Source organism: Flavobacterium defluvii (assembly GCF_900129555.1).
Lineage (GTDB): Bacteria > Bacteroidota > Bacteroidia > Flavobacteriales > Flavobacteriaceae > Flavobacterium > Flavobacterium defluvii.
Map to the genome: position 1 here is coordinate 549,971 of NZ_FQWC01000002.1, position 19,024 is coordinate 568,994.

The following is a 19,024-nucleotide window of genomic DNA, read 5'->3' on the forward strand; positions in this document are numbered from 1 at the left end:
GGTTTTAGAAATTAAAAAAGTTTAAAATTTTATAAATTTGCTTGCAAATTGAAAGTGTAAATATAAATAAATTCACTTGCAAAAAGCAAGTGGTTAAAATATTTTATGAAAGAAATCAAAAAAAGATCGGTTTGTCCGGTCAGCAGTTCGTTAGATATATGGGGAGATAAGTGGTCATTGCTTATTGTGCGTGATTTGATGTACGCCAAACAATGTACTTATGGAGATTTTCTAAAATCAGATGAAAAAATTGCGACTAATATTCTCGCTGCAAGATTATTAACCTTAGAATCGAGTGGCATTATTTCAAAAAATGAGCATCCTGAAAGTAAGGCCAAAGTACTCTACCAGCTTACAGAAAAGGGAATTAATCTGCTGCCTGTACTTATAGAGATTTATTTATGGGGAGAAAAATATTTTACGCTTTCAGATTATCATATCGAATTTTTGAAAAAAGTAAAAGAAGATAAACAGCAGTTTATTAATAACCTGACACAAAAATTAAGAAAAGAAATTTTGAATACATAATTTCGGCAGGTTATTGATATTTTGTAATTCTGTTATTGCTGCCAACTTTCAGGATTTTAATATTTTAATTATCATGAATATTATATACTTTTAGAAATTGATTTTATTGACTAACAAACCAAAAAAACATGAATTCTGAAAACCCAAAAAATGAAATAAGCCGACGCCGATTTTTACAAAACACTACAGCCGCCGGAATTTATTTATCTATGTTTGGTATGCCTGATTTATTGGCAAATACTGTAACAGATAAAAATACTGCCGGAATTCCGGATGTTAAGCTTAATAACGGTGTAAAAATGCCTATACTAGGATTTGGAACTTACGGACTTAGCGGCGAAGTATGCCAGCAATCTGTAGCCGATGCTATTACAGCGGGATACCGACTTATCGATACCGCAAAAGTATATGGAAATGAAGAAGCTGTGGGCAGAGGAATCAAACAGAGCGGAATTGACAGAAAGAAGCTTTTTGTTACTTCAAAATTATGGGTCGATGATGCCGGATATGAAAATGCTAAAAAAGGTTTTGAAGAAACACTAAGAAAATTGCAGCTTGATTATCTTGACCTGTATCTTATACACCGTCCGAGAGGCGATGTAAAAGGATCCTGGAAAGCAATGGAAGAACTTTACAAAGCAGGAAAAATCAAAGCTATTGGTATAAGCAACTTCGATCAGGCACAGCTTACAGATCTTTTGTCGTATGCTGAGGTAAAACCTGTGGTAAATCAGATTGAGACACATGCTTATTTTCAGCAAACCAACGATTATAATTTATTAAAAAAGCATAATATTTATACAGAGGCATGGGCGCCTTTTGCAGAAGGCCGTAACGGACTTTTTACAAATGAAGTTCTGACTCAGATTGCCAAAAAATACAACAAAACTACAGCACAAGTAGCTTTGAGATGGCATTTCCAACGCGGCATTATTGCTATTCCGAGGTCTTCGCAAAAAGCACATATTGCAGAAAATCTTATCATATTTGATTTTAAACTAGATGATGCGGATATGAAAGCGATTGCAAAACTCGACTTAAATACCACTCAGTTTCCGGAATGGAGTTAAAGACCATGAGTAATACTTTTTCTGCCAGCAGCCAAATAGGAGTAGTATCTAATTTCTCAGATCTTGTTCATACCCATTTTAAAGGAGAAATGAATGCACTTTGCTGGTACAGAAATTTAGGTGGCGATTTTAGCGAAATTGCCGCCAAATTATCCTTAAAAGAAAATATAACCGAAGTTTTTCCTGAAGATTTAATTGCGCTCCAGCTCTCAGAAAAGGGGAGTATGGCAAGGGAAATAATCTTGAATGACTTACAATTATTAACTGATTTTGGCGCTTCGCCTTCGCTTAATTTATTGAAGTGTTATGAGCGCGACGACGAATTTGATTTCATTTCGACAGATGTGTATTCGTTTCATGTCGATCGTTCGCCCATTGCAACCGATACTTTTTTATGTACCTATCACGGAGCTGCAAGCGATATTGTTTCTAACGCTCAGGCAGAACAAAAAATTCTGATTCCCGAAATTCGGGCAAAGCTAAAAGAACTGCACGATGGAGCAGAAGAAGAGTTTGAAGACTTTTTAAAAGAAAATTATTTTGATTTGCATTATCAACTCCATGCAGATGCAGAACCTGTTAATTTAGGTATAGGACATCTTTGGCGTCTGGCTGTAGACCATCCAAAACAACAAGTGCTGCCTTGTATTCACAGAGCGCCAATAGAAAATGACGGAGAATTTAGGTTGTTGTTGATTTGTTAAAAACTAATTCTGTATATAATTTCAGCCCAAGTACACTTACAGATACATTGCTTACACACCGTACGTAATCAAGGATGGAAAAATTAGCAAAAATCCTTATTATGTAGAACCTTTGGAATTGCTTTCTAGTATTGCTAGTTCTCGATCTGGTGTGCTTAAATCGTAAAAGATTTTTGTTTTTATTTGTTGTTAGCCCATGTTTCTTTTTAGTGGCTGTGTATCGATCATCCAAAACAACAAATTTTGCCTTGTATTCATAGATATTCAATAGAAAATAAAAGGAAATATTGGTTGTCATTGATTTGCAAAGAAAAAAAACCTTATGTCACGGTAGCTGAAAAACAGTATAAACACGTATTGTTTTGTCTATTTAATAGTTGTTTATTTGAAAAACACTAAAATAAAAGTTATGGCAGAAACAACAGGAAAAGTCCAATTATCTTATGATGTAAGTGATAAATGGGAAGAGGTTAAAAGCACTTTAATTAATGAATACAAATATTCGGACGTAGCATTAGATATTCCAACAAGCTGGATTTATGATTTACCAAATACGACTTTACACCATCAAAATAAAGAAGTTTCTAAAGCAATAAAAGATATTGAAAATGTTTGTCAGAGACATAAAGTAACTCTTAAAAAAGCTGTTGCAGCATTAATTTCTGAAGTAGCTTATTACAACGAGAAAAAACATTATAATGAGTGATTTATCTTTTATGAAAATGTTTCATTATTAGAAATGTTCATATTGTTAAGTTTGAGGAGGAAAATAAAAATTCTGCTCACCAAAGGAGATGTTTTTGGAGAGTTTTCCAAATTCCTGCTTACTACACAGTCACAAATTAATTCGCTAAACAAAACAATTCTAAATTTATGGTAAACCGTAATTACTGACTGTTTTTTTTGTGTAGTATTGTTAAATATTAGACTACACTATATAATGTATAGTCATTTATAACTAGTAAAGACTCACACTATAATAGGATATATATAATTTGACTGTTATAGTTGAAAAAAATAGAGACAATGGGAGAATTGACAAGAAAAATTTATACTGACTTCATAATAACACCGAAAAGTAATAAAAGTTTAAAACGTTATTTTGGTTCATTAAAACGACATTTACAAAACCCTTGGACAATTGATAATTCTGAATATATAGATAAAGATACTTTTAGGATAGTTTTAGAAACATTTTGTGTAAAATCATTTTTATTTCAAGACAAAGTTTTGGAAAAAACTCTTTCAGCAAAATTATTTATAGGTTTGACTTCTAATGATATTCGACTATTAAAATTTGAAATTGATCATGAGGTTTCAAAAGAACATCTTTTAGAAATAATAGGATTTGTATTAGATTCTTTTCATGAATCTGTACTAAAAACTAGTACACATTATAATGACTTTAATCATGATTTTCAATTTGGAGGACCAACTGATGAAAATTGGCTAAGTAAAGATATTAGAGATAGTCGAACAATTAAACTTTATTCGGAAAAAGAAAAAAAAACTTATTTTTTGGCATCAACTGAGAAAATTATTATCGACTCTAAGGAGATAAGTTATGTTGCTCCAAATAGCATTTCTGTTTCTTTAAGTTTAATGAAAAAATCTCTCAAAAAAGCAAAATCTATTTATGCTAAAATAATTCCGAAGTTTAAAAATAATAAAAAAATAGGCATTGATGCTACATCAGACCTTTATGATTTTTTTGAGGAAATACAAACTAGTATCATATTTTCGTATATAGCTGTCGAAGCATTTTCAAACGCAGCAATTCCAGAAGATTTTGAGCATGAAAAATTTAATGAAAAGGGAATAAAAGAAATTTGGAGCAAAAGCAACATTGAACGTTGGATGACAACAAGCGAAAAAGTTGGAATACTATTGCCAAAAATTTTAAATTCATCAGATGTAAAGCAGGAACCTTTTTGGCATACATTTAAAAATCTAGAAAAACTGCGTAATGAAATTGTTCATCAGAAAACTGTTCAAAAAGAAACAGCTCTTGATACAGCCATTTATAGTAAGATGCTTGATCAGAATATTTTCAATATAATAGAATCTTCGATCGAAGTGATCGATTTTTATTATAAGTTAAATAATGCTCACCCATATTTCCCTCTTGGCTTGGGTATTGCTAAATTTCAAATAGAAAAAATTGAGAGTATGGAAAAGCACTTTAAAATCTTAGAAGATTAATAATTATAATAGCTAACTGTAATAAATTATAATAATTTATAAGAAGTTGATTATATAAAAACCGAAAAACATAAAATTAAACTAAACAAAATTGATTATGAAAGTATGCGCAATTGAAATAAAATCTAATAAAATAATCTTCGTTGTTTTGGAAAAAGATTCAGATAATCAAATTACTGAAAGTACAGGTAAGGTAAAAACTATTGTACTTGATGACGACCACAATCACTCTCAAGTGATTGATTGTATAGAAACTATTCATTCTCATTTTAATTCTCTAGAGATTGATAAAATTGTAATTTTATCAAGAAGCTCAAAAGGTCAATTTTCATCTTCTGGAATTTCTTTTAAGTTAGAAGGTTTTATTCAAGCATATAAAAATAAGCCAGTCGAATTTGTTTCTCCAAAAACTTTAAGTGCCTTTTATAAAAAAAATACTTTAGGGATAGCTGCACAATTTAGTTATCAATCGGAAGCTTCAAAATTGGCATACTACATTTTAAATTCTTAAATAATGGGCGACGAAAATGTAGACGAAATAATTAAAGATTTTATTTTATTACAAGATGATATTGTAATAGATAGATATTCTAACGGTGGCGCAAATGGTGAATTATATTTTGGTGAAAGAAAATTATTATCTGATAGAGTAGCACTAAAGTTTTACTATTATAATAAAGATGTTTCAACTCATAATGAACCATTAATTCTTAAAAGTATTGAACATCCAAATATTCTAAAAATTTATGATGCAAAAATAATTCATCAGCAATATGCTTATTTTTTAACACCAGAGATCAGTGGAGGTGATTTGAAAAATTTTAAAGATAATAATATTGTAAGCTTCTATGATGCTATAAATATCACACAAGGAATATTGAACGGTTTGAGTGAATTGCACAAAAATCCAAATAATTTACTTCATAGGGATTTAAAACCAAAAAATATCTTAATTGATCAAGAAACTAAAACACCTTATATTGCTGATTTTGGTTCGGTAAAATTTATTTCAAATGCAGAAAACTCAGTAGTTGCGTCAAAATCTACGCAAATTTATAGACCAAATGAATCTGTTGTTCAAAATGTTTATAATAGACAATCTGATATATATCAAGTAGGCATAATTTTTTTTCAGCTCTTAGGAGGAAAATTTCCAGAAGCACCTTTTGAATGGTTAGATGATAGACAAAAATCTAAATTTTTAAAGATTTCAGGATCTGAATTTGAAAAATGGCAATTTATAGATTCAGCTATAGATAACTTAATAGTAAAAAATAAATTACTAGATTATGATTCTTTACCAGCATATATAAATAATAAAGTTAAGGCAGTAATTAAGACGGCTACTAATAAAGATTTGAATAAGAGGTATTTTACGTGCTCAGAATTTATTAAAGACCTTTTTGATTTGAAAAAACAAAATAAAGATTGGAGGATAGATAATCAGGAAATTTATGCGAATAAAGAAAATAAAAAATATTACAGAATAAGTGAAGATAAGAAAGGATATTGTTTACAAGTGAGTAAGAACCAAGTAAATTGGACAAAAGACAATAAACATGATGGAACATTGGAATCAATTATAAGTAGAATACATAAAGATTAAATAACCAAAAAAAAGAGACACTTTTAAGTCTCTTTTTTTTGGTTTAATATATCTTATGTAAACAATCATTTCCCAATCAATTTCTCCAACCTAACCATCATCTCATCTTTCTCCTTCAACATTCTTTCAAACAAAGCAATTTTCTCTTCATGAAGTTTTTTGATTTCTTCAATCGGATTGTTATTAAAAACTTCAATCTTGTTATTGAACATTGCATTATCCGAGAAATTACAAGAAATTAAATTCACCGCCTGTTCTTCATCAAAATTCTGAAAAGCTTCAACAGGAATTTTTAAAACAGCAGAGATTTGTTTCAGCAAATTGTCTTCAATAACATCTTTCTGCTCCAGCAAAGAAATTTTCTTTTGGTTCCAGTCTTCGCCCAAATCATAAGCTAGAGCTTCCTGCTTAATGTTTAGCATTTCTCTGAAACGTTTTACGTTTCTTCCCTGATGTATTTTCTGTTCCATAATGAATATCAATTTTTCTAAAAGCTCAAAGATAAAGCCATTTGGATTAAAAATCCTGAGTTTCAAAGATAAAAAAATATCCCATAATACATCAATTTTGTCAGGTAATATATCCACTTTTTGAATAGATTATCCTTTTGAAAGATTAGAATTTCGCGCTTCAATTTTAAATCCCCGTAGTATGAAAAAGAATAAAATATCCTTCGAAACCGGATTTTGGGTTGGTTTTGAAGGCGGAAATCCATTTAAAGCAATTGAGGCCTTTTTTGACTTTGCAGATCTTGATTATTATAAACAAAATTTAACCGAAACGGTAATGTACTGCTATAATAGAAATGTCTACAAACAAGACAATCCATCGGATGTTTTTGTATTGTATACAGCTTTTAGCTTTTTTATCAAAGTATGTTATTTTCTAAAAAAGAAAAGCAAAAAATGGAAAGTTAAAGCGTCTTTGCGCAGCGAAAAAGTTTTTCATTTTTCTTCTTTAACGAAGGAAGAATATGAAAATCCTTTTGTAGTATTTCAAAAAGCATTTGATAAAAAAACGCTAGAAGAATTTACGTTTTTTCTAACGCAAATAGTCGAACATTCGTTGTCTCCGCATTCCGAAGATCCGGAATCTGACGTCACAACGCCTTATATTTATATCATTAAAATGCTCGATGCAGCAGAAATAATAAGAGAAAGGGGAGTGGAGAAAATCCATAAAAAACATCCGACTGATTCTCTAACAAAATAAAATATTCATTAGATATAAATCAACTTTCCGTATCAGCATCTTTATTCTCTATAATTTCCTGCGAAATAGTAACGCTTTCTAAATCGCTTTGCTCTGGTTTTTCGTCCCAATGTCCCCAGTCGCCCTGATAGATTTTTACACAGACCATTTCATTATTATCTCCGGGGTAAATTTTTGTATTACAAATGCCGTGATTACTTTTATCTGTTTTTTTTGAATTTTCCATAATATAAATTTTTAGAGTTAAACAGACTTAGTCAATCTGAGATGTTTTTGTAGTATCGGTTTTTTGTAATAAAGCTTCTTTTTGATCTCGTTTATCATCTTCGTCATCACAAGGAATAAGTGTGCAGCTAAAACTTGTTGATACTAATATTATTATAATTATGAAAGCGAATAGTAGATTTTCATGCGTTTATTTTTTGTGAGAATTAGTTCGCAAAGTTAATTCTGAGTCCGAATCGTATTTACATAATTTCGATCTCGATTTATATTATTTCCATGTTAGTGCCATTATTTTTCTAAATCATCTATTAAAAATTCCCTTTTTCCACCCGTCTCTTTTTTGTAACATTTAGATGAGACATGGGTATTATGTAATTTTTGAATAGAAATTATATAAAATGAAGGATATGTAATACGGAAATTTGTAAGATTAGATATTCAATAGTTATAAACTTAAAAAGATAATTATCATGACTAAAACAGGGCCTATCATAATTATCGAGGAAAATGTAGAGGATCGCAATCTTTTTGCGCAGATTTTTTGGGAGTTTAATCTAAGCAATGAATTACTATATTTTAATACTCTTAATGAAACACAGGATTATATAGCGTCAAATAAAACAGAGCTTTTTTTGCTGTTTTCTAATGTACTTCAGTTTCATGAAGAGAATAAGCAGGATAATTATAAGAATTACAATAGCATTTGCCTTGAGTTTAACTGTCCGTGTTTATTTTATTCAATTCAGCATGCAAATTGTTTTATTATTGATACTTATTCAATTCCTACTCAAAGTTATTTTATAACTCCTTTTGATGAAGAGAAATTCAAGTCTGTATTAAATTCTATTGTTGAATACTGGCTCGGCAAAAAATCTGTTCAAAATGACGAAATCCCTAAATCCGAAAAAGAATCAAAATTTATAAAAAAGCCGTCTTAAACAGACGGCTTTCTATTTTTATAAATTTCTATTAGGATTAGTACCATCTTCGTCATCTAAATTTCCTAAACCTTCATTGTCGTACTCGTCACTGTCGATGTTTTCATTGTCAAATTCATCATCCAGTTCGTCATCGTCAAGTTCATCGTTGTCAAACTCGTCGGTATCTGTTTCGCGGCCAAGGTTTTCGTTATCAAATTCCTCGCTGCCAAATTCCCGGGTGTCCAAATCATTTCCATAATCCGGTTCGGCATTATTAGATATTGAATGATCTGCCGGCGGTGCATCAATATCTGTATCCAGATATTGTTCTCTGTCTCGAAAATCCTGATCTTCCTGATTGTAATTTTCTCTTTCGTCTACACTCATAATTACTATTTTTTAAAAGTTATTTTTTAGCTGATCCTGTTTGTTTTTTATCAGCCGGAGCAGATTTAGAAGTGCTTTTTGAAGCAGTTTCTTTTTTATCAGTTTTTTTATCTGATGCCTTAGCACTTTCTGTGCTTTTCTTTGTGGTTGAAGTTGCCATAATATATTTTTTTAGATTGTTATATAGCCAAAAGTACAGTGCCTAAACATCATTTTTTTATATATAACAGTACTCTAATTATGTAATTTACAGATGTTTATTATGTTGTAACAAAAAACACCTGCACAATGTACAGGTGTTTTCAGGCTTAAATAAAAGCAGCGAGAAACAGTATTAAATTATTCTGCAGCTACAATGTTTACTAAATTGAGCGCAACGTCGTTTAGTAAGCAATCGGCTTCTTTCTCCTCTGCAAGAGTTTGCGTTAATAATTTTGCTGCATCATTTTCGCCAATTGCTTTTGCAAAAGCAACCAGAGTACCATAAGATGCAATTTCATAATGTTCGATTTTTTGCGAAGCAGCAATAATTCCCGCATCTCGTACAGCGCCCGGAGCAGTTTCTACAAGAATAGTATCACCTTCTTTTAATAAACCGGCCATTGCTTCGCATTTTTTTCCTTCTACTTTTTCTCCCAATAAATCAAAAACTTGTTCCAGTCTTGCAACCTGGTTTTGAGTTACGGAAAGATGCTCTAAAATAGTTCCCGAAAGTCCCGATGACGATGCATTGGCGGCCATTTTTGGTAAAGCGCCAACCAAAGCATTTTCTGCCCAGTAAATATCTTTTAAGCTGTCTATGAATAGATCTTTTAATTCTTCGGCAGCATCAGGCGCAGGTTCTACGATATTAAATTTTGCATTATTTTTTATGTCTTTTGTCTGACTTGCTTTTGGTTTTGCTGCATTTGTCTGACCTTGTTTTTCTGAATTTTTCATTTTATTTTTTTTTAGATTAATTGTACAGGTTTGGTTCGCGCTGCCAGAAACGATGCATGGTCATGGCAGTAATAAATTTTTGGGCAAATCCTTCTCCGGCAATTTCGCTTGTTAGAATTATACCGCCATCATCGTTTGTAATTTTTCCTGCAAAAGGCGCGGAATTTATTATTTCTGATGCTTCTCCATCGGCACCAATTACTTTACAGTGTTTGTAAGCATCATTTAAGTATTCCAGAGCATCATCATTTTCAGCAAGTGCATTAAGCCCTAATCCGTGAGGTACATATACAGCATCAAATAATACAGACGATGCAGTTAAGAAGCTAAACTCTGCTGCAATTGCGTTGTCGGTATCTGTTAAAACAGAACCTAAATGAGGAGCTATCACGCAGCCTTTTGCGCCTTCTTTTTTTAATGCATTTTTCATATTCATTACAGAAGCTTCAGAAACGCCGTCGGATACCAGAATTGCTACTTTTCGGGATTCGATTGTAGGCGAATTTGTTGGATTTTTAACCATACTCAAAGCCTGCGAAGATTCAACAGAAGATTCAGCCGTTTGTGGTTCCTGAGTTCCGTTTTCTTCTGTTTCCGGCGATACGCCTTTGTTTATAGGAGTTTCTAAAACTGGAGGTACAGCTGCTCCCAGACCTAATGCAACTTTTTCGGCAAGTTCCTTATCAACCTGAGATAATAAACCCAGCATTCTTACTCGGATGGCAGTCGTTTCTACTTTTCCAAGTTCAAAGCGAAGCGCTTTTACAATATGACTTTTTTCTTCTGGTGTCTGGCTGTTAAAGAACAGTTTTGCCTGTCCGAAATGATCTGTAAAACTCTCGCTTCTTTCTCTTACTTTATGGGCATCAATACGCTCGTTGAAACTTGCAAATCCTCCTTCGGCTATTTTTGCCTGATAAGGACAGCCGCCGCCCAAAGAGTTTGGATGATAACTTACACGTCCTTTATTGATTTCCTGACGCATGTGTCCGTCACGCTGATTATTGTGAATAGGAGCAATGCTTCTGTTAATTGGAATTTCATGAAAATTAGGACTTCCTAATCTTGATAATTGTGTATCGGTATATGAAAACAATCTTCCCTGCAAAAGCGGATCGTTTGTAAAATCAATTCCCGGAACCACATGCCCCGGATGAAAAGCAATCTGCTCTGTTTCGGCAAAGAAATTATCAGGGTTTTTGTTTAAAACCATTCTTCCTACAATGGTAACAGGAACCAATTCTTCGGGAATAATTTTTGTGGGGTCAAGAAGATCAAAATCGTATTTATTTTCGTCTTCATTTGGAACCACCTGAACACCCAATTCCCATTCAGGGAAATTACCCATTTCAATGGCTTCCCATAAATCTTGTCGGTGAAAATCGGGATTTTTTCCTGAAATTTTCTGCGCTTCGTCCCAGGCAACAGCGTGTGTTCCTAATTTTGGTTTCCAGTGAAATTTTACAAAAACAGATTCTTCCTGAGCATTTACCAATCTAAAAGTATGAACGCCAAAACCTTCCATCATTCTGTAACTTCTTGGGATAGCGCGATCAGACATTACCCACATTATCATGTGCATAGATTCCGGCATAAGCGAAATAAAGTCCCAAAAAGTATCGTGTGCCGAGGCAGCCTGCGGCATTTCATTGTGAGGTTCAGGTTTTACAGCATGAATTAAATCAGGAAATTTTGAAGCATCCTGAATAAAAAATACCGGAATATTATTGGCAACCAAATCATAAATTCCTTCTTGGGTATAAAATTTCACCGCAAATCCTCTTGCATCTCTTGCCAAATCTGTAGAACCTCTTGATCCTGCAACAGTAGAAAATCTGGCAAAAACAGGTGTTTTTTGTCCTTTTTCCTGAAGAAATCCGGCTTTGGTTAATTCTGGAATTGGATTTGTTACTTCAAAAAATCCATGAGCTCCTGAACCGCGGGCGTGTACGATTCTTTCCGGAATTCGTTCATGATCAAAGTGCGTAATTTTTTCTCTTAAAATAAAATCTTCTAATAATGACGGGCCGCGATTTCCGGCTTTAAGTGAATTATTGTCATCATTAATCTTCACGCCCTGATCTGTGGTTAAAAATTTGTTTGTTCCATCCGATTTATTGATGGATAAATCTCGTTGTTTTTCGTCTTGAAAGTTTTTCATGGTGTTTCTTATTAGTTAAAAACTTCATATAAAAACACGATCTTACCTTTCAGGTTTTTAGGTAGTTATAGACCGTTAATTATACATTTAACCAAATTTAATTTTTGAAAAAATGGTTTTTTTATACAATTACTTCTGTTTATTCTACAATTGCCATAAAATAAAAAAATCTCCATTTTGAGGAGATTTATTTGTTAGCAAATTTGATTTTTAAGACGGCAGATATATAAAAACGGTAGTGCCTTTATTGGGTTCGCTGACGACTTTTATAAAACCTTTATGATTATAAACGATTTTTTGAACCAATGTCAAACCAAGTCCGCTGCTGTATTGTTCGGCATTGTTTTCGAGTTTGTAAAAAGGGTTAAAAATGAGGGATTCAAAGTTTTTATGAAAACCAATTCCGTTATCAGCAACAAAAATTTTGATATAATTAATTTCAGGATCAGCTCCAAAATCAATTATTTCATCAGAAGAAACTTCCTCTGCACCAATTCTGATTTTTGCCGTGGTGTCTTGTTTTGCATATTTAATAGAGTTGGTAATCAAATGGCTGAAAAGCTGCTGTATTTGAGATGCAATAATATCCAGCGCAGGCAGTTTGTTTATTTCTATTTCTGTTTTTTGCTGATTGATAATGGGTCTTAAACTAATGATTGTTTTCTTTAAAAGTGCATTCAAATCGGTATTTTTTAGTTCGCTCTGGCCAAAGTTTATTTTAGAATAATCAATTACATCTTCAATAAGCTGATTTAAATGCATAGTAGAGCTTAACAAGCGGTTTAAATTGTGTTTTCCGGTTTCTGTTAATGCTTTTTCGGTATCCAAAACTTTTTTGGCAAACATAGAAATTTTGCGAATAGGCTCAAGTAAATTCTCACTCGCTGCAGATGTAAAGGCTTCTAATTGTTTATTATAAGTTTGCAGCTCCTGATTTTTTACTTTTAAAGACTGCCTGCTTTGTTCAAAATCTGTAATATCTTCAAGCGCAATTAAGGTCATTCCGTTTGGAAACGAATCAATTATAGGCGCGGCATTTATCAGCATTGTTTTTTTACCAATGAGATCAAAATGAAATTGTATTTTAAAATTTTCTACAACATTGTTTTGAGCCGTTTTTTTTAATACAGCTTCTTTAAAAGCAGGAATGTTCCAATGTGAATTTCCTATCTCAAAAATTGAAAAACCTTCTGTTTCTTCTTCTGTAGTTTTAAAGTAATTATAAAAAGAAGGATTCGCACTTTTAATAATAAAGTTTTTGTCAACAATAAATAAAGGCTCGCGAATGGTTTTTACAATCGATTCATAAAAATTTCGCATTGATGCCAATTCTTCACGACGGTCCTTTAATTCATCATTTAAACACAAAAGCTCCTGGTTGCTGGACTGTAGTTCCTGAGTAAAATTTTCAAGCTGATGATTTACTTCTTGTAATTCTTCGTTACTGGCAGCCAGTTCTTCATTTGTTGTCTGGAGTTCCTCAAAATAAATCTGCTGTTCTTCGGTCACTTTTTTAAATTCATCGCGAAGCTGAAATAATTGTTTTTCTATTTCCGACGAATGGTTTCCTGATCCTGCAGAATTAACCTGTACTTTGCAGAAAACAATAAGAAGCAATTCTGTATGCGACGGGAGATAAACAATTTCAAAAGATGTTAAAAAAGACTGTTTTTTTACTGTCATTAACTTTCCTGAAAAATTTTTTTTCTCATTTCTGGCTTTTAAAATATTATTTCTCAGTTCAAAACCCATTTCATCCGGTATCATACTTAAAAGATTAAAACTTGGTTTTCCGGGCGCTGGCTGTAAAAACGGACTTGTATCGCCATGAAAATGCACAATTTCTAAATCTTCGTTGATTATCACCGCCGGGGGAGAAAAATGTTCCAGCAAAATATCCGAAGCGATTTTTCTATAATCTTTTTCGACAGCATGAATGTCGTTAATTTGGTTTATTTTATTTAAAATATTTCGATTAGAAGGACCAAATATTTCTTTGGGAAGTTTTTGCACGGCTTTTTTTCGTACATATATTCTATCGTATCTGTCAACATCCGTAAATAAATGGGGAACATGCTGTGCCCATTCTGATTTTCCAAGAAACAAAAAACCTTTTTCACGAAGCGCATAATGGAATGATGCCAAAACCTGATTTTTTAAATCGGCATTAAAATAAATTAAAACATTCCGGCAGGAAACAAAATCAATTTTTGAAAAAGGAGCATCTTTTGTTAAATCGTGAACGGCAAAAACGCACATATCCCGAATTACTTTGTTGACATGAAAACTGTTATCTCTTTTGATAAAATATTTTTCAAGTCTCTGGCTGCTAATGTTTTTTACATCCTGAGCTGTATAAATTGCAAGCCGTGCTTTTGAAATACATTTTTCTGATAAATCTGAAGCGATGATTTGTACCTTAATATCATTTCGGTTGATTTCTTCCAGATATTCGTGTGCACAAATTGCCAGTGAATATGCTTCTTCACCTGTAGAGCATCCCGCAGACCAAATTCTTAATGTATTGGTTGTTAGATCTTCTATTAAAAAGGGATAGATACTTTTGCATAAATTATTAAAAGACTCCTCGTCACGGAAAAAATAAGTTACCGGAATTAGGATATCATTAAATAAAAAATCTTGTTCTATAGGATTGTTTTTTAGTAAATTAATGTATTTTTCAATGGTTTCTGTTCGTGTTTCTACCATTCTTTTAGAAATACGTCTTCGTAATGTTGTGTGCTTATAATGCTGAAAATCTGTACCTGTTTTTAAAAGTAATATTTTAATAATTTCATCCAGCTGTTTTTCTTCCTGTAGTGTGCTTTTTTCTTCTACATAAGAATGTGTTGCTATGTTGCTTTCGTATATCTGAAGTAACTTGTTTGAAACCTCATGAGGATTTGTAAAATAGTCGATATATTCAGATGTATCGGCGTTTTGTATAAATCCTTTTTTAGAAAGAACTGCCATTGTCGATCCGCCAGCTTCTTTTAGTTTTTTAAGCCCGGCCGATCCGTCAATCGTTGTCCAGGTTAGCATTAAACCAACTGCATAACTTTGATAGGTTTGTGATATAGCTTCAAAAAAGAGATCGAGACCGTTGTTTACTCTGCTGGTTCGCGTTTTTGGCTGAAGTTTTAACGAACCGTTTTCACAAATTAAAAAATTATTTTCGGGAATTACATAAACTGTATTGCTTTGTATATTAATGTCATGAACGATTTCTACAACTGAAATTTTTGAATTTCTTGAAAGTAATTCGGCAAGATTAGGAGTTTGTGAGGAAAATAAATTTTCGAAAACGACATAGGACATTCCTGAATCTGCAGGAAAATCTGAAATTATTTTTTTTAATAAATCAATTTGCGCTGGAGCAGTTCCTATTGCTACAACAGGAAAATTAGAATTTGATATTGTTTTTTTTATTGCTGTTTTAGTATTCATTTTTTAAACTTTTATGGCAATCTTATAATTTAAATGTTTTCTGGTGAAAAAAAGGTAAGCGAAACACTAAAATTTGCAGTGAAACAAAAATAGTATTGTTTTGAAAATCAAAATATTAATTAAAATTATGAGAAATTTAATTTTAAGCTTTTATATGCTCTTATATTTTGGATTAGCATCAGCGCAGGGATCGCCTGCAAACAAAAACAGAGTACTGATACTATTCATAAGAATAAACACAAAATAAAAACTTAAACAAGCCCCATTACAAGAAAAGGGGATACAATCAACAAGCAGCGTACTGACAAGAAAGAAAAACTGGAAAGTCTAAAGTAAACACGACTCAACAGGATAAAGATTCAATTAACGGAACAAGACCATAGTTTTTATGATTTTAATTCAGTCGATAAAATCTATTTTATTATAATATAGACTTTATCGTCTTTACATTAATACTTTGATTTAAACAATTGCTGTTATAGATACTGTAAATTCACACTCTGGACTATTTATCAGGCGATTGCAGTATTACTATAAGTGATGATGCTTTTAAAAGATCGTTTTTATTCCAAATCATAAATATAAACTTACTTTTTATGTTTTGTTTTCAGAATTGTACTCTTTATTTTTTATAATTCCCATGTTTTATACAGAATCCTATAATTTTAAATTATTAGTTTTCATTTTAAATTTTATAGGATTACCAGTAGCGTTTTATGTAAGGATTAAAATAAATACTGTAATCTTAAGTGTTTTATTAATAGTTACTTAGCCGTAATTAATTATAAAACAAAATGTTATGAAAGCAGCGGTTATACATGGTCCCGGCTCTATCAAGTACGATACAGTAGATGATCCTATATTAAAAGAAAAAGACGATATTATTTTGAAAGTAACCTCTACGGCAATTTGTGGTTCAGATTTGCATATTTATTCAGGAGGCCTTCCGCAGCCCAGGCCAATGGTTTTAGGTCATGAATTTATGGGAATTGTTGAAGAAACCGGTTCGGCGGTTACACATTTAAAAAGAGGAGATCGTGTTGTGGTTCCTTTTCCGATAGCATGCGGAAATTGTTTTTTCTGTAATCATGATGTTCCCGGAAATTGTGAACACAGTAATCCTGAACATTATGGCCCCGAAGGTGGCATTTTGACTGAAAAAGGGGGGGCGCTTTTTGGTTACACCGATTTGTATGGTGGTTATGACGGAGGACAATCGCAGTATGTGAGGGTTCCTTATGCGAATTACGGGCCGAGAATAGTTCCTGAAGATTTATCAGATGAACAGGTTTTGTTTTTAACAGATATTTTTCCGACAGGTTATACAGGAGTTGATTGGGGAGAAGTAAAAGGCGGTGAAACAGTGGCCATTTTTGGTTCTGGACCTGTAGGTATTATGAGTGCAAAAAGTGCATGGCTTCGCGGAGCTGCTCAGGTTATTGTGGTTGATACGCTGCAATACCGATTAGACAAAGCGAAAGCAACAACCGGGGCGACGACTATTCTTTGGGAAGATGGGCCAAAAGATGTGATTGAACAAATTAGGGCTTTAACAAACGGAAGAGGGGCCGATGTATGTATTGATGCTGTTGGTTTTGAACCTGAAAGAAATTTGACAGACAGAATTAAAGCCACTATTAATTTTGAAAAAGGTTCTATAAAAGTCCTTGAAGCTTGTATGAGCGCTGTTAGAAGAAGTGGAATTGTTTCGGTATTAGGAGTATATCCGGTTAATTATGATAATTTTCCGTTAGGGCAGTTTTTCGACAAAGGAATTGTTTTAAAAGGCGGACAGGCGCCGGCTCATAAACATATTGATAAATTATTAGATTATGTTGTGCAGGGAAGAGTGAAACTGGATGATATTATTACGCACCGACTGCCTTTATCTGAAATTTCACATGCGTATGATATTTTTAAAAAGAAAGAAGATGGCTGTGTCAAGGTAGTTTTAGATCCTTGGAAATAAAAAATGCAGTTGATATTGTGAAATACAGAATATGTTGAAAATGATTGTTTTATCCTGAAGTTTAATTTGTAAAAAAGTAAATTATGAAAACCTTATTTAAGTTTAGAATACTAATGGTAATACTTTTGGCAGTATTTTTTTCTGCCTGTAAGAATGAAAATAATAAAGTAGATTCTGGTTCTAAAACGGACAGTATGGATATGTCTGTTGATACTGTAGGTCCGGCAATAGATTCGTCAGCAACTCTAAATTCGGGTCAGCATGGCCAGAATGGAACAACCGGAGCAACGGGAGAAGGTTCTACGGGATCAGGAACGGCGGGTTCTACACAAAAAGGAAATCAGAATATTAAAACTGATTCTGTTAAAAAGTAAATAAAAAATAAAGAGCGGCCTATATTAAGCCGCTCTTTATTTAGGTTTTAACCAGTTACTTTTAAAGACTCAATTTGTCCGTCAACAATATCAAAATGAAATTGTAAAATAATAGGACTTCCGTCAAAAGTACCCGAACACTCTGCAGTTAAAACACTCGAAGTACCATTTTCTGTATATTCAAGAGGTTTCATTACTGCCTGATAGTTCTTATTTGAGTGATCAATCCAGCGCTCTATCTCAACTCTTCCTTTATGCGTTTTCCCTTCGTCAAACACAACGGCAGTTTCAGAAAAACAATCGGCGTAAGCAATGCTGTCAAAGTTGTTTTGTGCATTAATTAATTCTGTTATTACTTTAGGTAAATTCATTTTTAGTAATTTTAATGTTATTAAATTGTAGGCACCGTTCCGCCATCAATTACATATTCAGTTCCCGATAAATAACTGGCTCTTGGAGAAACAAGAAAACCAACTAATTCTGCTACTTCTTCCGGTTCGGCAGGTCTGCCATACGGTATTCCGCCAAGCGCATCCATAACACTTTGTTTAGCTTCTTCGACTGTACTATTTGCGTTTCTTGCAATTTCGCCCAGCCAGGCTTTTGATGCTGTTGTATTAATCCATCCCGGCGAAACAGTTAGTACGCGAACACCTTTTGGCGTAACTTCATTTGATAAACTTTTACTGTAATTTATCAATCCCGCTTTTGCTGCCGCATATGGTAAAGTTGAATCATATAGAGGCAGTTTGCCCTGAATAGAAGCTATGTGAATAATAACACCGCTTTTATTATCTAACATTTGTGGTAAAAATCCTCTGTCCAGCCTAACAGGAGCAAGCAGATTCGCCTGTAGAGTTGATACCCAGTCCTCATCACTTAAAGCATTAAAGCCCCCGGCAGGTGTTACCGAAGAACCAAGGTTGTTTACAAGAATGTCCAGTCTTCCATAAGTCGACAGCACTTCGCTGATTACTTTTTGCGTTCCTTCTGCCTTGCTTAAATCCGAAGGGATAAAATGCAGATTGCTGTTTTCTTTTTCCGGTGCGTTTCTTGCTGTAATAATAACTTTTGCTCCTGCTTTTAAAAGTCTTTCAGCAATTGCTCTTCCGGTTCCTTTAGTGCCTCCTGTTACTAAAGCGATTTTGCCTGATAATTCATTTTGATAATCCATCTTATTTTTGATTTAAATTTCTTTTGTACAAATCTCCGAAGTATGTTAGTTCCTCACAAGTACGGAGTTACGATTCATATAGGGATAAATTTTTCCCCTATTGCAC

Annotated in this window: 20 protein-coding genes; 11 read left to right on the top strand and 9 right to left on the bottom strand. The window is 32.9% G+C overall.

All coding sequences use genetic code 11. The features are described 5' to 3' along the window. Nucleotides 1-105 precede the first annotated feature (105 nt). The 7 genes from BUC29_RS06605 to BUC29_RS06635 all read left to right on the top strand — a co-directional run bounded on the left by BUC29_RS06605 (nt 106) and on the right by BUC29_RS06635 (nt 6,110). Nucleotides 106-528: a winged helix-turn-helix transcriptional regulator gene (locus BUC29_RS06605; protein ID WP_073414549.1), complete on the top strand. Its 423-nt coding sequence runs from the start codon at nt 106-108 to the stop codon at nt 526-528. A gap of 266 nt (nt 529-794) precedes the next feature. Then, the gene (locus BUC29_RS06610) at nt 795-1,598 is read left to right on the top strand and encodes an aldo/keto reductase (protein ID WP_167369526.1); all 804 of its coding nucleotides are present in this window, start codon (nt 795-797) and stop codon (nt 1,596-1,598) included. 5 nt (nt 1,599-1,603) lie between these two features. Beyond that, nucleotides 1,604-2,302, top strand: a complete 699-nt coding sequence (locus BUC29_RS06615) for a DUF1826 domain-containing protein (RefSeq protein WP_073414933.1) — start codon at nt 1,604-1,606, stop codon at nt 2,300-2,302. Nucleotides 2,303-2,711: 409 nt separating this feature from the next. After that, a complete protein-coding gene (locus BUC29_RS06620) occupies nt 2,712-3,008 on the top strand; it encodes a hypothetical protein (protein WP_073414554.1) in 297 nt (98 codons plus the stop codon). A gap of 320 nt (nt 3,009-3,328) precedes the next feature. Then, nucleotides 3,329-4,504 carry a hypothetical protein gene (locus tag BUC29_RS06625; protein ID WP_073414556.1) on the top strand — a complete coding sequence of 392 codons (1,176 nt, stop codon included), beginning with the start codon at nt 3,329-3,331 and terminating at the stop codon, nt 4,502-4,504. Nucleotides 4,505-4,601: 97 nt separating this feature from the next. Next, nucleotides 4,602-5,015, top strand: coding sequence for a DUF3010 family protein (locus BUC29_RS06630; protein WP_073414558.1), 414 nt, complete (start codon nt 4,602-4,604; stop codon nt 5,013-5,015). 3 nt (nt 5,016-5,018) lie between these two features. Then, a complete protein-coding gene (locus BUC29_RS06635) occupies nt 5,019-6,110 on the top strand; it encodes a protein kinase family protein (RefSeq protein WP_073414560.1) in 1,092 nt (363 codons plus the stop codon). 65 nt (nt 6,111-6,175) lie between these two features. On the opposite strand, the gene BUC29_RS06640 is transcribed toward BUC29_RS06635, so the two are convergent. Continuing rightward, nucleotides 6,176-6,580 (bottom strand): helix-turn-helix domain-containing protein, encoded by a 405-nt coding sequence (locus BUC29_RS06640; RefSeq protein WP_073414562.1) that lies wholly within the window; start codon nt 6,578-6,580, stop codon nt 6,176-6,178. Nucleotides 6,581-6,761: 181 nt separating this feature from the next. On the opposite strand from BUC29_RS06640, the gene BUC29_RS06645 reads away from it, so the two are divergent. Continuing rightward, the gene (locus BUC29_RS06645; protein ID WP_073414564.1) at nt 6,762-7,322 is read left to right on the top strand and encodes a hypothetical protein; all 561 of its coding nucleotides are present in this window, start codon (nt 6,762-6,764) and stop codon (nt 7,320-7,322) included. A 19-nt stretch (nt 7,323-7,341) separates the two neighbouring features. Here BUC29_RS06645 and BUC29_RS06650 read toward each other — a convergent pair whose 3' ends face one another. After that, entirely contained in the window at nt 7,342-7,548 is a 207-nt protein-coding gene (locus BUC29_RS06650) for a hypothetical protein (RefSeq protein WP_073414566.1), read from the bottom strand. 469 nt (nt 7,549-8,017) lie between these two features. Here BUC29_RS06650 and BUC29_RS06655 point away from each other — a divergent pair, with 469 nt between their 5' ends. After that, the gene (locus BUC29_RS06655; RefSeq protein ID WP_073414569.1) at nt 8,018-8,485 is read left to right on the top strand and encodes a hypothetical protein; all 468 of its coding nucleotides are present in this window, start codon (nt 8,018-8,020) and stop codon (nt 8,483-8,485) included. A gap of 18 nt (nt 8,486-8,503) precedes the next feature. On the opposite strand, the gene BUC29_RS21480 is transcribed toward BUC29_RS06655, so the two are convergent. From BUC29_RS21480 to BUC29_RS06675, 5 genes are all read right to left on the bottom strand, one after another. After that, nucleotides 8,504-8,854: a hypothetical protein gene (locus BUC29_RS21480; RefSeq protein WP_073414572.1), complete on the bottom strand. Its 351-nt coding sequence runs from the start codon at nt 8,852-8,854 to the stop codon at nt 8,504-8,506. Nucleotides 8,855-8,873: 19 nt separating this feature from the next. After that, complete coding sequence (locus BUC29_RS21485; protein ID WP_167369521.1) at nt 8,874-9,014, bottom strand: hypothetical protein; 141 nt, start codon at nt 9,012-9,014, stop codon at nt 8,874-8,876. A 179-nt stretch (nt 9,015-9,193) separates the two neighbouring features. Beyond that, nucleotides 9,194-9,793, bottom strand: a complete 600-nt coding sequence (locus BUC29_RS06665; protein ID WP_073414575.1) for a YciE/YciF ferroxidase family protein — start codon at nt 9,791-9,793, stop codon at nt 9,194-9,196. Nucleotides 9,794-9,809: 16 nt separating this feature from the next. Further along, nucleotides 9,810-11,954: a catalase gene (locus BUC29_RS06670; RefSeq protein ID WP_073414577.1), complete on the bottom strand. Its 2,145-nt coding sequence runs from the start codon at nt 11,952-11,954 to the stop codon at nt 9,810-9,812. A 210-nt stretch (nt 11,955-12,164) separates the two neighbouring features. Continuing rightward, complete coding sequence (locus tag BUC29_RS06675; RefSeq protein WP_073414580.1) at nt 12,165-15,401, bottom strand: CheR family methyltransferase; 3,237 nt, start codon at nt 15,399-15,401, stop codon at nt 12,165-12,167. Nucleotides 15,402-16,200: 799 nt separating this feature from the next. Here BUC29_RS06675 and BUC29_RS06680 point away from each other — a divergent pair. Both BUC29_RS06680 and BUC29_RS06685 read left to right on the top strand, forming a co-directional pair. Further along, nucleotides 16,201-17,370, top strand: coding sequence for a zinc-dependent alcohol dehydrogenase (locus tag BUC29_RS06680; protein ID WP_073414583.1), 1,170 nt, complete (start codon nt 16,201-16,203; stop codon nt 17,368-17,370). A gap of 83 nt (nt 17,371-17,453) precedes the next feature. Beyond that, a complete protein-coding gene (locus tag BUC29_RS06685) occupies nt 17,454-17,744 on the top strand; it encodes a hypothetical protein (protein ID WP_139260421.1) in 291 nt (96 codons plus the stop codon). Nucleotides 17,745-17,791: 47 nt separating this feature from the next. Here the strand turns inward: BUC29_RS06685 and BUC29_RS06690 are convergent, their stop codons facing one another. Together BUC29_RS06690 and BUC29_RS06695 are read right to left on the bottom strand one after the other, a co-directional pair. Continuing rightward, entirely contained in the window at nt 17,792-18,115 is a 324-nt protein-coding gene (locus BUC29_RS06690) for a nuclear transport factor 2 family protein (protein WP_073414588.1), read from the bottom strand. A gap of 20 nt (nt 18,116-18,135) precedes the next feature. Further along, nucleotides 18,136-18,918, bottom strand: coding sequence for an SDR family oxidoreductase (locus BUC29_RS06695; protein ID WP_073414590.1), 783 nt, complete (start codon nt 18,916-18,918; stop codon nt 18,136-18,138). Between the last annotated feature and the right edge of the window lie 106 nt (nt 18,919-19,024).